At 35.9% G+C, this 15,319-nt stretch carries 11 protein-coding genes; all 11 read right to left on the minus strand.

What is annotated here, in order from left to right:
• On the minus strand, nt 1-1,890 hold a 1,890-nt coding region (locus IKK64_04920), incomplete at its 3' end, for a leucine-rich repeat domain-containing protein (GenBank protein ID MBR4119403.1).
• A gap of 476 nt (nt 1,891-2,366) precedes the next feature.
• On the minus strand, nt 2,367-4,538 hold the full coding sequence (gene pnp / locus IKK64_04925; GenBank protein MBR4119404.1) for a polyribonucleotide nucleotidyltransferase: 2,172 nt from the start codon (nt 4,536-4,538) through the stop codon (nt 2,367-2,369).
• A 197-nt stretch (nt 4,539-4,735) separates the two neighbouring features.
• Nucleotides 4,736-7,210 (minus strand): SUMF1/EgtB/PvdO family nonheme iron enzyme, encoded by a 2,475-nt coding sequence (locus tag IKK64_04930; protein MBR4119405.1) that lies wholly within the window; start codon nt 7,208-7,210, stop codon nt 4,736-4,738.
• A gap of 4 nt (nt 7,211-7,214) precedes the next feature.
• Nucleotides 7,215-8,048 carry a hypothetical protein gene (locus tag IKK64_04935; GenBank protein MBR4119406.1) on the minus strand — a complete coding sequence of 278 codons (834 nt, stop codon included), beginning with the start codon at nt 8,046-8,048 and terminating at the stop codon, nt 7,215-7,217.
• Between the two features lie 20 nt (nt 8,049-8,068).
• Complete coding sequence (locus IKK64_04940; GenBank protein ID MBR4119407.1) at nt 8,069-8,509, minus strand: hypothetical protein; 441 nt, start codon at nt 8,507-8,509, stop codon at nt 8,069-8,071.
• Nucleotides 8,510-8,562: 53 nt separating this feature from the next.
• On the minus strand, nt 8,563-9,348 hold the full coding sequence (locus IKK64_04945) for a hypothetical protein (protein ID MBR4119408.1): 786 nt from the start codon (nt 9,346-9,348) through the stop codon (nt 8,563-8,565).
• Between the two features lie 202 nt (nt 9,349-9,550).
• Nucleotides 9,551-10,264, minus strand: a complete 714-nt coding sequence (locus IKK64_04950) for an SUMF1/EgtB/PvdO family nonheme iron enzyme (GenBank protein ID MBR4119409.1) — start codon at nt 10,262-10,264, stop codon at nt 9,551-9,553.
• A 217-nt stretch (nt 10,265-10,481) separates the two neighbouring features.
• Nucleotides 10,482-11,684, minus strand: coding sequence for a hypothetical protein (locus tag IKK64_04955; GenBank protein ID MBR4119410.1), 1,203 nt, complete (start codon nt 11,682-11,684; stop codon nt 10,482-10,484).
• A gap of 30 nt (nt 11,685-11,714) precedes the next feature.
• Nucleotides 11,715-13,385: a WG repeat-containing protein gene (locus IKK64_04960; protein MBR4119411.1), complete on the minus strand. Its 1,671-nt coding sequence runs from the start codon at nt 13,383-13,385 to the stop codon at nt 11,715-11,717.
• Nucleotides 13,386-13,420: 35 nt separating this feature from the next.
• Nucleotides 13,421-14,356 carry a hypothetical protein gene (locus IKK64_04965; GenBank protein MBR4119412.1) on the minus strand — a complete coding sequence of 312 codons (936 nt, stop codon included), beginning with the start codon at nt 14,354-14,356 and terminating at the stop codon, nt 13,421-13,423.
• Nucleotides 14,357-14,369: 13 nt separating this feature from the next.
• On the minus strand, nt 14,370-15,317 hold the full coding sequence (locus IKK64_04970; GenBank protein MBR4119413.1) for a hypothetical protein: 948 nt from the start codon (nt 15,315-15,317) through the stop codon (nt 14,370-14,372).
• Nucleotides 15,318-15,319: the final 2 nt, after the last annotated feature.

Genomic DNA, 15,319 nt, shown 5'->3' on the forward strand with positions numbered 1-15,319 from the left:
ACCTAATGTCCAGTTTGTAAATTTATAGCCATCATTGGGGGTTGCGGTTAGGGTAACAGTTGTACCCTCTTCAACCTCTATTTCTGAGGCTGTGGCTGATCCCATACTCTCATCTGACGATGATACGCTTATGGTGTATATCTCTTTTATCTCTACAAAATTGGTAAATTTACTCCAATACTCTGCCGATTGATATGCACTTAACGAACCTTTAGGTATATATACTGGTATTGTCTTTGCTACATTAGCGAATGCTTGTGAATCTATTGTAGGAGCTACTGGGTTTAATGAATATATCTCAAACCCTGAATAACCACTGAAAGCATAATATCCTATACTTGTAACACTCTCGGGGATTGTTACACTCGTTAAACCGTCACAACCTGAGAAAGCATAATTTCCAATACTTGTAACACCCTCGGGGATAGAGTATGAGGTTCTACTATTACCTATAGGATATTGAATTAATTCTGTTTTATCTTTGTTAAACAAAACTCCTTCTTCTGAACTATAATTTGTATTATTCTCTGCTACCTCTATCTCGGTTAAACGGTAACAATAGCGGAAAGCATAACTTCCAATACTTGTAACACTCTCGGGGATTGTTACACTCGTTAAACCGTCACAATTTGAGAAAGCACGCATTTCTATTGCGGTAACACCCTCGGGGATAGAGTATGAGGTTCTACTATTACCTATAGGATATTGAATTAATTCTGTTTTATATTTATTAAACAAAACTCCTTCTTCTGAACTATAATTTATATTATTCTCTGCTACCTCTATCTCTGTTAAACCTGTACAACCAAGGAAAGCATCTCCTCCTATAATTGTAACACTCTCGGGGATTGTTACACTCGTTAACCCTGTACAATAACAGAAAGCATCATCTCCTATACTTGTAACACTCTCGGGTATCGTTACACTCGTTAAACCGTCACAATTTGAGAAAGCAGAATTTCCTATACTTGTAACACTCTCGGGTATCGTTACACTCGTTAACCCTGTACAACGAAGGAAAGCAGAATTTCCTATACTTGTAACTCCCTCGGAGATTGTTACACTGGTTAACCCTGTACAATCACAGAAAGCATAATCTCCTATACTTGTAACACTCTCGGGGATTGTTACACTCGTTAACCCTGTACAATCACAGAAAGCAAATTCTCCTATTGTGGTAACACCCTCGGGGATTACAACACTCGTTAAACCTGAACAATTTCTGAAAGCAGAACTTCCTATACTTGTAACACCCTCGGGGATTGTTACGCTAATTAAACTACTGCAACCATAAAAGGTATATTCTTTTATTTCTGAAATACTATTAGGGATAACTAAATCTGTTATCAACTCATTATTTAAATATAATTTTTTTGCAGTTCTTAATGGATTTGAATAACTATTTCTAACACCATCAGAGAAATCAATATTACACCAAGCTGTAAGGTTGCTTATATATACTCCCGTTAAACCACAACCTGAGAAAGCATTATCTCCTATTGCGGTAACACTCTCGGGGATTGTTACACTCGTTAAACCTGAACAATCTGAGAAAGCATTACCTCCTATTGTGGTAACACCCTCGGGGATTGTTACACTCGTTAAACCGTCACAATATGAGAAAGCATTTTCTCCTATTGCGGTAACACTATAAGTATTTCCACTATACTCAACTGTTGAGGGGATATTTACCTCTCCGCTATATTCCCCTGAGTATTCAGAATAACTACTTCCCTTATATGTTACCTCTACACTATTATCTGAGGTTATATTATACCAAATTGTAACTCCATCACTATTTACTGCTTCAAATTCGTGTGCCGTTACATTTAATGTTAATGCACATAGTACCAATAAAATAAGGTGCTTCAAATAATTACATTGTTTCATAATATATTTTGTTTTTGTTTAATATTTATATTAATTAGTGTCATTTGTGTCATTAGGAATACAAAGAACTAATACTAATAACTAACAGTTAACGAGCAAATGCTCGTTAACTGTTAGTTGATAGCATACAATATTTTGCAAAAATAAACATAAATTTACACTTCACCCTCCCATCGTTTGTTAAGATGTGTTAAATATATTGTAATTGACTGGCTTTATATATATTAGCAACGCATAGTTAGCACAGCTATATTATGCTATTGCTCCAATTAGATATATAAGAAAAACGGAGTTGCACCTCAATATGCATCTCCGTTTTTATGGCGAACGTTTAGTTTTAATATTATTTCTTTTGTTAGTTGTTAAACATATTAGACTAATTGGACTAATTAGATATATTAGATATACAAAGTAACGATAATAAAAAAATGAGGAGTTAGAGATTTTCATTCCTAATTCCTCATTTCTAATTTGGTTTAATCCTTACGTGGAGGACGTGGAGCACGAGGTGCTCTTGCCGGACGCTCTTCCCAACCTTCTGGTTTGGGTTGAAGTGCCTTCATTGACAAACGGAATTTTCCTGTTTTCTTGTCTATTTCAACAAGTTTTACAGTTACTTCGTCACCCTCTTTGATGCCCGACTCTTCCATTGTCTCCAAGCGTTTGTAAGCAATCTCAGAGATGTGTAACAATCCATCTTTTCCGGGCATAAACTCAACAAATGCTCCAAATGCAAGTATCGATTTTACTTTTCCTGTATAGGTCTCGCCCTCCTCAGGTATTGCTACTATTCCTTTGATACGGGCAAGTGCTGCATCTATTGCATCGCGGTTTGATGCTGCAATCTCAACACGTCCGCCCTCTTCTGTCTCCTCTATTGTTACAACTGCACCAGACTCCTCTTGTATGCCTTGTATTATCTTTCCACCGGGGCCGATAACTGCACCAATCATATCTTTTGGTATAAGAAGTGTCTCAATGCGTGGAGCGTGAGGTTTGAAGTCTTCGCGTGGCTCAGGTATTGTATCGAGTATTTTGCCAAGGATGTGCATACGACCATCGTGTGCTTGCATCAAGGCTTTCTCAAGAATTTCGTATGGTAGTCCGTCAACTTTGATATCCATTTGTGTTGCAGTGATACCATCTTTTGTTCCTGTTACCTTAAAGTCCATATCTCCCAAGTGGTCCTCATCACCAAGAATATCTGAAAGAACTGCATATTTTTGGTTGTCGGTAATCAATCCCATTGCAATTCCTGATACCGGCTTTTTGATTTTAACTCCGGCATCCATCAAAGCAAGTGTTCCGGCACATACTGTTGCCATTGATGATGATCCGTTTGACTCAAGAATGTCTGATACTACACGAACTGTGTATGGGTAGTCGGCAGGAATCATTCCTTTTAATGCACGACATGCCAAGTTTCCGTGTCCTACCTCACGACGGCCTACTCCGCGTGATGCTTTTGCCTCTCCTGTTGAGAATGGGGGGAAGTTATAGTGTAACAAGAAGCGTTGGTGTGATTGATCAAGAACGTCATCAACTATCTTCTCGTCAAGTTTTGTTCCAAGTGTAACTGTTGTTAGTGATTGAGTCTCACCGCGAGTAAAGACTGCTGATCCGTGAGGTCCGGGAAGATAATCTACCTCGCACCAGATAGGACGGATTTGAGTTGTCTCACGTCCGTCAAGACGTTTTCCTTCATCAAGGATACAACGGCGCATCGCCTCTTTCTCAACATCGTGGTAGTAGCGTTTTACCAACGACTCTTTCTCGGCACGCTCCTCTTCGGTCATTGCCTCCAAGTACTCGTTTACAACAGCCTCAAATGCCTCGCCTCGTGCGTGTTTGTTTGCGTTTCCTGATGCAGCAATAGCGTATGCTTTATCGTAACATTTTTCGCGAACATCTTTGCGAAGTTCCTCATCGTTTACTTCGTGGCAATATGTACGTTTTACTGTTGTACCGCACATTTCAGACAACTCTAATTGTGCTTGACATTGTACTTTTATTGCATCGTGAGCAAATTTAAGAGCATTCAAAAGGTCTAACTCTGAAACCTCATCCATCTCTCCCTCAACCATCATTATGTTCTCCATGGTAGCACCTACCATCAAGTCCATATCGGCTTTTGCCAATTCATCGTATGTTGGGTTAATTTTGAACTCTCCATCAATACGTGCAACACGAACCTCTGAGATTGGTCCGTTGAATGGGATATCTGATACTGCAAGAGCCGCAGATGCAGCCAATCCTGCAAGAGCATCGGGAATATCTTTTCCGTCAGCCGAGAACATTACAATATTCACATAAACCTCAGCGTGGTAATCATCGGGGAATAGTGGGCGTAATGCACGGTCAACAAGACGCGATGTTAATATCTCATAATCTGACGCTCTTCCCTCACGTTTTGTGAAACCTCCGGGGAAACGTCCGATTGACGCAAATTTCTCTTTATACTCTACTTGCAAAGGCATAAAATCTACACCCTCATTTGCATCTTTGGCAGCACACACTGTTGCCAAAAGCATGGTATTTCCCATGCGTACCTCAACAGCTCCGTCAGCTTGTTTTGCCAACTTTCCTGTTTCGATGGTGATTACTCGTCCATCACCTAAATCGATTGTCTTCTTAATCGGATTAATCATAATTTCTTTACTTTTTCCAAAATTTGAACAAAGATAACCAAATTTATTTGTTAAAAGAAGTTTGAACAGACTTTTTTTAATAAAGTTATATTGCAAACTTTATATTTACACTTACCAACTCCGCAAAAAATATCTCTATCTAAAAAAATAAAAGGGAGCTTTCGCTCCCTTTTATTCCATTTTATAGATATTCAAGATTATTGATTCTTTGGTATAAGAACATATCCTCTGTCTGCTCCACTATTTACACTTCCGTCTTTTTTATACAATATGGTTATTCTATGATGACCTCCATCAATATTTGTAAATTCAACTAAGTCATACCCATCTATTGAGGTATCTGATGATTGTCTTCCTGAAGTTGTATATTTAACAGATGATGACGATGAACTTGTACTTGAAATAGACCTATCAAGTTGACTTACCATAATATAATCAAAAGTTGATTCAGCGTTACTTCTTACATAAATTTGGAAAGTTTCATAACCCTCTATGTCGATATACATATATGCCGTTCCATTATCTATATGATAGTTACTATAACTTTCATATACTCCATCATATTCTGCATAATTAGGATTTGATATTGAAGATAATCTCCATTCATTATTAAGGAGTACCGAATAAGTTCCATTATTCTCTTTAAACATAGCTGTAAGTTTTAAATCCTTATCTACTTCATATAGATATTCTAATTGTTTTGACACTCTTATAGTTCCATTATACCAACCATCAAATATGTATCCTTCTTCTGCTACTGCTTTAAATATAACATACTCTCCTTGTGGAATAATTTGTTCATTAGTAGAGCCATTTAATGTAGCACTTCCTCCTACTGAACTCTCTACCGAGACTTTAAATGTAGGTTTAAATTTGGCAGTCATAAATATATTTTCTTCTACTTTGACCTTATACTCCAAGTCACTAGAAACATAATATCCATTATTATACCATCCTGCGAATACGTAACCTTCGCTCGCTTTTGCTTTAAATGTAGCAAACTCTCCTTCTACGATAATTTGCTCATCACTAGAGTTATTTACGGTTGCAGTTCCACCTATAATTGGATCTGCTACAACTTCAACCTCAAATAAACGTTTAAATTTAGCTGTAAACGATAAGTCAGTGGTTACATTTTGGAATGTATATGTTAATTCGCTTGACAACTTATAAGAGCCATTATACCAACCATCAAATACGTATCCATCATTTACCTCTACCTTAAATGTTGCTGAGCCACCTTCTTTAACTTGAATTGATTTTGAAGCAATCTCATTAATTGTTATTTGTCCTCCTGAAGACCAGTTTGCTTTTATACTAACATTATATAGAGGCAAGAACTTAGCCTGAATGTAATCTATATCTTTATCTACATTATTAATGGTGTATGATGACTCATTTGATAATTTTTCAGTTCCTTTATACCAACCTTCAAACACGTATCCATTGTTAGTCTCTGCGACTAATACTACGTCTTCACCTTTGGGTATGTATTGAACTCCAGTCAATCCATTAATTGTTACGCTTCCAGCTTTTTCAAGATTTATTTCAACGTAAGCTGCGATATAATTCACTTTTTTATATTTTGCAGTTAAAGTGATATTATCTTCAACAACAACTGAATATTTACTATCTCTACTTACTCTCTCATCTCCATTATACCATCCGTCAAACATGTATATATTGGGATCATCACCTTTCTTTTGAGCAACCAATGCTGTTTCAAATACAGCCTTCTTTCCTTCACGTAATGTAATCTCTTCTGAAGATTTATTTACTGTTGCTTCAGCAATTGCAGAATTATCGGAATTTGATTTAACTGTAAAATATTCTGCTGGTGTTAATGCTAAACGAAAACCGATAGCTGCTTCTGTTGTTTTTCTTAATGAAACTCGGCAATCTTCTTCTTTAGTTAAATATGATCCTCCTAAGACATCATCAGTTTCAGAGTACTCTGCAACGTTTCCTGCCATATCATACAAGCTCAACTCATTTGTTGCTTTCTTACCTACGGGATGCAATTTATTGCCTGAGTTCTCATGATACCATGCTACTAAATCAACATCATTAGCTCCAGGATAACTGTTTTTTAATGTTTGTTTTCCTCCTCGTGCTGCATATTCCCACTCATCACTTGTTGGCAAACGATAATCCTCTCCTAAAATCATATTTAAACGATTTAAGAAGATTGAAACGTCTGTTGAGTTTTCTACATAAATAGGATACAAATCTCCTAAACCTACCTCTTCTGTAAGAGTGGAAGCATCCCATTCATAGGGTGTCATATCTTCTCCTAAATAATTTTTCCCCTCATAATCCATTACATAGTTCCAAAGTCCTTGAGTTACCTCATATCTTCCTATATAATAGTTTTTCATAAAAACTCGCTCTAATTGTCTATCGTCTGATGTTGCATTTGCATTGAAATTAGGCAAATAAAAATCAGTTGCTTGGGCTCCTAAATAGAAGTATTGCTCTCCTTCTATATATACAAGTTCATCATTTGTTACTTCATCAAATATATCTTCTGTAATAACAGATCCGATATTTACCTCTTTTGATGTATCAGTTATCTCTCCACTCTTGTATATATTATCTTCACTACAAGAGAATGTACCTAAAACTACAACTAATAGCAATAGTGATAGCGATAAATTCAATATTTTTTTCATGTTATTATTCTATTGTTTTTATGTTTATAATCATTTTATCATTTACATACCCCTCTTCATCTATAATATACAAAACTTTCATAACTCCCCAGCCTTCATTATCTACTCCTATTAATATTATATCTCCTATTTTAATATTAGAAATATAATTATTAGATATTGATGCTGAATATGCCGACTTCAAAGAAGTTGTTGTTGCTTCAGCATAATTAAAAGAGTTGTTAATTGCGAAACTTATTCTGCTTTCAATTTGACTTGTATTAAACTCTAATGGCAGGTAATCAATTTGCTGTAATTTCTCTTCATCGGTAAATTGTTTTAACCAAAAAGAGTTTAACTCATCATTTAATGTAAGTTGAGATCGTCTGATTGAGGTTTTTGTTTCAATATTTATTCCATCATTATACCCCGACAATGGACTATTCAACTCAATAGCACTCAGTTCCTTAAGCTCAGAACCCAAAACATTATATAATAGAGCAAATCGACACTTATTATTTAAATTATCTATTGCTTCAACATATATCTTTATTTCTGTATTTTCTTTTGAAACTTGTGGCACTTTATAATAATAAGTTTCGCTATATTTAGGGACATTGGGATTGATTCTATAATTTAATGTTTCTCCCTCTGTATCTAATGTATATACAGATAGTTCCTTTATGTAATCATTTAATGTAAACGCAGATATCTCAAATCGTATATTTGATGCAGCATATACATCTCCTTTCTTATCGGGAGCTACCACAACAACCACATTTGAGGCATCATCTTCGTTCATACACGAAACCAATAATGGGAATACCAATAATATATAGAACAACTTCCTAATTTTCATATATTATAATAAATATGTTATTAATCTTGACCCTTAAATTTATATGCTTTTACCACAGCCTTAATTGAGACTTGAGAACCAAGAAAAAGTCTTTCTTTTGTCATAGTCTGTGATATTGGCTGAAAGTATGTTGCATCAGGAAACTTCTTTATAAGTTTTGATGTTGCCTTATTCAACGGACCAGATAACAAAGAACTTCCTATTTGACTGCATAGTTTTGCTTCTTGAATATTAGTTCTATCGTATTCTTCTCCATTTACTGTATCTATAACTCTTATAAAGCCAAGGTAGGTACGATACGTAACATCTATTTTTGACTCTCCTAAATAGTCAAGATCAGACATATCAATATTCAACTGAACTTGTCCTGGTGCGTATGTTCTGCTTTTTGTGAGAGTTCCGCAACTTGATAGGACAAATAGCGTTAATATAAACGAAATATATAAAACCTTATTTCTCATGCGATTAAGTTTTTTATTATTAATTACTCGTTAGAAAAATCGTTTTAACAAAATTATCTTTTAAAGTAATATGTAAAGGTTACTCTAAATTGTTGTCCTACCTCTCCTTTTTTTGCCTTTAAGTCTGAATATATATCAGTATTGCTTTGAAATACTGCTGGATCTTTTGTATAATATATAGTTTTTTGTGAATCGGCATCAATCATCTCATATTTATACTTTAAACATGTTTGGAATAAACCTGATATTCCATACTCAACACCTATTGCAAATGGGAGATCTGCTATATATGCTTGTAATCCAACAAAAGCTCCTAAACCAATATCAAATGATGCTTTAGTTGCAGATTTTGATACATTAGCATCTAATGTTTTATCCGAATCTCTACTCCATCCTATTGGCATCTCTGCTCCCACATAAACATCTAATATGTTTTTGGGTGTAAAATGATATGCAAATCCTGGATAGAAATAGTTTCTTGAATCAATACTTGAAGATGAATTTGGTTCTGAAGTTGTATCATCTATTAATTTATCTCCGCTTGCTTTTGTACTTTCTTTATAAAATTCAGCACCTAAACGGACTTCCATTCTATCTGTCGCCATATATTTAAAGTTTACTAATGGCAACGCTGTTATTTTCAAGCCTTTATCAAACCAGCCCTTAAACATATCTGATGTAAGCCCCATATAAATACCAAAGTCTCCAGCCTCTACTCTATTCCCTCCTTTTATTTTTTTGGCAGATGGCTCAACAGTTGTTAATTGAGCATTCACTTGTGATGCTGAAAAGGCTATCGCAACAATCACAAGCATAAAAATTTTAGCTAAATACCTCATAATGATTAATTGTTTTAATATTCCTACTCTTTAGATTTTCGGTTTCCTCTAGAATGTATACAATATATATTAGATGATACAACTATTCTAATTGACAAATATAGTATATTTTTATAAATTCTATTATAAATTTATAAAAAAAATTAAAATTATATATTTTGATGCTTTCCCTGTTTATATATGGATTACCGATGTACGATACCTACGGAATAGATACAACACGAAAGCCTGTATCGGCATAACAATTATCTACCAAACAAGCATTCCGGATGGAGATACGGCATAGCGTTGAATAACTTGCATAACTACCACCACGTAACGACTTTATCTCGCCATCGTATTTATAGTCTTCTTCAAACGGAAAACTTTTATCCCAATCGCTACACCATTCATTTACGTTTCCTACCATATCGTAAAGTCCTAATTCATTGGGGAGTTTCTCTCCTACGGGATGTGTCTTGCCACTGGAATTTGCTTCATACCATGCCACCTCATCCAAATTATCGCTACCTGAATACAGTGTTCCTTTACCTTTATTGCCTCCTCGTGCTGCAAACTCCCATTGTGCCTCTGTGGGCAACATATACTTTTTGCCTGTTAGTGTGCTTAATTTTTGACAAAACTCTTGTGCTTCGTACCAATTTATGCTCTCTACTGGCAAATCACCATTATCCGAATCCTTAAATTCACTCGGATTACTTCCCATTATTGCCTGCCACTGTGACTGAGTTACAGGATATGCTCCTATATAGTATGAATCAACAGATACTTGATGCGATGGCTTTTCATCATCGTATGCATATATATCTTCTTCATCTGCTCCCATAGTAAAGGTTCCGCCCTCTACATATATCATCTTCATATTAAGATGTTTTATACCCTCAATATAAAACTCTTTCTGTTTATTCTCTTGCATTGCCTTATTGAAAGTTATTTGTATACAGTAAAGAGGCTGTGTCAAAATACAATTTTTGGCTCAGCCTCTTAAGGTTTGTCAGAATTAATAAAATACAAGGCGTTGAAATTTAGGGCGATAGGAGTGTACGTAGGTACATAACTGAGTCCTAATATTGAAAACAACACAGTAGTTTGTCAATTATGACACACCGCCCTTACTTCAGTTATTTGCAATCTTATTTTATCTCTCTAATTAACATTCCCGGCAGAAATTCGGCACGTCCCGAAACTTTTGTAAACGATGTTGCGGTTAGGTCTGATCCTAATGCATTCTCTTCGGTTGCCATATATCTGTTATCCCAAATCTTTCCTGGTATGGGTTTTATAACACCTACTCTTTTATATTCTGTTAATCCCTCTTCAGTCATATACTTCTCTAACACCTCGTATCTTGAAGCGTCTGTTATTCCCTCTTTCATTCCTATCTTGGCTGTTATCTCGGGATCTACTGAGTATATTGGAGTTTTTACCTTAAACTGCTCGTATGTACGTTGCAACTCAAGTACCGACTTATCTATTGAACGGGTACATACTTTGCGTATCATATCAATTGGTTCAAATACTCCTGCGTATGAAGTTTCTCCACTATCAACCTTCTTTGAGCCTACAAATTTTAATTTAAAGGTTGTATTATCTTCGTTAAAAGCTTTTGCTTTTTCGGGATTAACCTCTCCTTTTGTAATATAGTAGTCGGTATAGAATTTATTTGCAACTTCATCGTTCCACTCTAATTGATATAGATATGAGGTTACTATTACCCTAAATCCTCGTATATCTTCTACCGCATCGCCAATTGTGTTGGCTAAATCAGATATACTAGAACCAAAAAATGCTCCTAATACTGCTCCCAATCCTTTTACTATTCCTGAGGCTATTTTTGCCGATTTCTCTTTGTCAACATATCGTATATCGTTTACCAATACAAATGTGTTGTTTATGAGTTCCTCTCCTGCATCCTTTAGCATTGCCTCGCCTCTGATTGTTTGCTTTGACAACTCCACATCAAAATAGTCAGCATCGTACAATCCTCTTTCTGATACTTTTTCTATATCGCACTCGCCTGTTTCGCTATTGCGATTAAACCATAATGCTACTACCCTTCGAGCAACATTATTTGCATCAAGAAATTTTGTTATATCCTCTTCCGACTCTTTTTTATCCATCGAAGATATTAACTTTATGTTGAGGTCGTGGTTGTTATACTTATCGGGGGTGGGCATAGATACAAACACATCACTTATCTCTGAGGTGTATTTTGCCTTATCGTGACTGATACAGATAGAGTATATTGAACTTCTTCTGTAATCTCCCTCTTCTTGTGCTAATGCAAATGTGGGCAAGAGTAGAGATAGTGCTATTGCAATATATATATTTCTCATTGTTGTAACTTTGAAATTAATTTATAACTATTAATATGCCCACGATTCATTAGGCAACACATCGGTAATTGAACACTTGTTGGTGTTTTTATACAAATCCATTAAGCGGACATAACGCATTCCTAATGGTTTCATCTCTTTTACATACACATTATCCAATAGATATTTTGCATCGGCTTGTACCGATAGTTCCAAAGGTACAACCACAACACCTGCTTTATCAACGCATCCCCACTTGTTATCTTCGGTCATAACCAAAGCATAATCTCCATCAAATGGTAATCCAAAAACAGGAACTGTTGTATTTAGAATTACTTCAGCATCTCCGCTTTTGTTGATATAGACACTCTTACCATCTTTATATGCAAATGCCAATCCATCTACGAAATCTCCTGCTTTTGTGTATTGGTTATCAAAGTACTCTTTTCCGTCTTCATCAATCCAGCAATACACATCTCCCACTTTGCTAACAAGTGCAAATCCATCGCTAAAGTTTGCAATGTTATTATATGGGATAGAGTTTATCTTCTCTCCTTCAGGGTTAAGAATATAATTGAATTTTATAGGTTGACCTTCCTCAACAGGAGTTGTTGACACCAACGCTTTTGCATCATCAGTGATTTCGGATACTACCGAGAATTCAAAGTCTGATAGGATATTTCCTTTATCATCAACAAATGCCCACTTACCGTTTTGTTGTATAAATGCTCTTCCTTTATTGGCTTTTATAATAACACTCTCAAATTGTGGAGCAAAAATCTCTTGACCATCTTCTCCTATATATCCCCACATTACAGGAGATTTCTTACTCTCTTTTAAACCAACAGCCGCCATACCTCCTGAGAATGAGTATGCTCCATCGTATTTAAGTTCAGTAACTGCTTCTCCTTGTATGTTGATATATCCAAATTTATTATCATCTTTAACCCATGTGAGATTACCTGAAAACTGGTCGGCTATCTGATCATAGAATGTTCCGTTTAGTAACTCGCCACTCTCTTTTATATAAGCATATTTGCGTTTACTATTTTGTACCCAAGATATTCCATCTACAAACCCTTTTCTTACAGAAAGATATTTTGGAGCAACTATCTCCTCTCCTGCTGTATTTAGGTATCCCCAAAGACCTCCTACTACAGTTTTATCTGCCTGTTCTACTCCTCCTACATTTATCCAACATATTCCGTTGTCTTCAAATGTACTATGGGCAGAGTATTTTACTTCTGAGATTAATGCTCCCGAAATATTTATCAGTCCATACTTTTTGCCCGCTTTTACCCATGCAGTGTTTGTCTTATCAAAGAATCCTATCTCATCATACTTTGCAGGAAGCACTATCTCTCCAGCCTCATTGATATATCCTAACTTTCCTCCTGTCACTACTCCATCTTCAACCTTCCCTCCTGAATTTATTTGGGCTAATCCATATTTATTATAAGCACCTATATTGGCATATTTGAGTGGTACTATTACATTTCCTAAGGTATCTATTATTCCAAACTTCTGTTTTGATGAAACTTTAGCCTTTCCGTCAATAAACTCCTCAGCCGTTTCGTATGAGGGCTCAATTACCACATTACCCTCTAAATCGGCATATCCCCATTTCCCTTTCTCATTTTGATATGGTTTTAAATCAACCGCACTCACCGATAATGAAAAGGTTGCGAACAATGCCAATATTATATATATTTTCCTATTCATATATTCTTTTTTTAAGGTTGGTATAAATAGTGATATTAATCTCCAACTCCAAAAATGTTTGTAGTTACAGGTTGTTGTCCCTTTCCGTATGCTACACCAATATCACGAATTGCATTGATTTTATTATTCTCAATATCAATCTCTGCAAGTATTAAACTATTCTCAAATGCTTTATCATCCCCTACTACTTTTTTCATTTCATTGTATAGTTTTTGAGCCTCTGAATAGCATCCATACTCAGGATATATTTGAGATAGATATTGTGCGGCTTTTCTTGCCCCACTCGCATTTTGCTCTGCCACCCATGCCGCTTGTGCTGATTGTAGGTTTTCGTTGCATTGTTCATCCATATATCTGTCAAATATCTTTATAGCCTCTTCAGTTGCTTGGTCGCCATATTTTGAGCAGTTGGGTATTGCTAAAACAGTATATATAGCCTCCTCAAATTGTTTCATTGCAGCCAAACGTTGTGCTTTTGCAATGATGTCGGCTCCGTTAGCATCGTAATATGCAACTGCTTTTTGTTTTCCTTTTTTGAATAGAGCCATTAACTGTGGAGAGTTTGGCTTTAACTGTTTTAAAGCCGATATTTGTGCTTTACTCTCGCTATTATCTACACCTTTTAAAGGGAGTGTCTCTGAATAGAATATTGTTCCTGTATTTACATCGGTTAAATATAGGGTTAACTCAAAATCTAACGAATATCTTACAGGAGGTCCCGGTATAACATCTTTTGTTAAACATACCAACTTGGGGATTATTGCAAACGATGAGCCTTCACCAACTACAATATTCTCAACGTTTGAAGCTTGACTAACTCGCTTAACCAATAGGTCCTCTGCCGATTTTGTAAGTTGACTCTCTTCGGGAGCAACTACTCTTATTGAAATGTCACAATCTTGCGCATAACCACTAAATGAAGTTAGTGATACCAACAATGCGCATAATGATATTTTTATTTTGCGTATCATAATCTCTTTTATTTTATTTTTCGCCAATGATTAATACTGCCTCACCCAATCCTCGTGTTAGGACTTTTGATGTTAAACTGTAGGGTGCTTGACGCAAATATTTTGAGAGGTTGCGAACAAATGTTTCTGTATCCATTGCTCTACCATTCTCTCTGAATAGAGGTATTCTTACTTGCGAGAAGTCGATATAGTTCTCTGTTCCATCAACTTTGCTATAACGATGCTCAACAGTGTTTTCCCACATCCAATCATCTATTATCTCGGTCAACTCCATACCATCGTACTCGCTCTCCAAATCAATTCCAGAGCCGTTATCAAAGACTCTTACTCGTACTGTTACTTCGCGTCCGTTTGCAAACAAATCATCAAAATATGTTTGTAGGCGACTTGCAAAGTTATCCATATTCAAGACTATTGCCTCCTCCAATAACAATACTGTTTCGGCAGCCATTGATGGAGCCCCTGTCCCTTGTACTGCTGCTATCTGTTTATTGGTATAAGCATCTAAGGCTTGCAGATTGTATGTTATACTTCTTTTTGGACCTACTTGATTTACAGTCCAGTCAACCGATAGTATAATGTCGGCTTTTGCAACTCTACGGATTTTATCCAACGGACTCTCTGCTATTTGAGAACCTGCCTTTGAGGTTATTAGTCGCTCTTCTGCTTCGCGTTGTTCAATTCCCGAGATTGTTGCCGACAAATCTTTTAGAGGAAATCCTCTATCTGCCATTAAAGCCCCAATTTTTGATATTACGTTTGTTAACTCTTTGTCAGTCTTTACCGCTTTTTTATAATCAGGTATCTCCTCTTGTACTCCTTGATTATCGTACGAAATCATATACCCTTTATCGTTACACCATACATCACTTGGCATCACCATTAATTCAGGTTTCTTTGCTTGTGAAAAACAAAGAATTGTAACAAATACAAAACTTATTGATAATAATAACTTTTTCATAT

The sequence above is a fragment of the Bacteroidales bacterium genome (assembly GCA_017521245.1).
GTDB lineage: Bacteria > Bacteroidota > Bacteroidia > Bacteroidales > G3-4614 > Caccoplasma_A.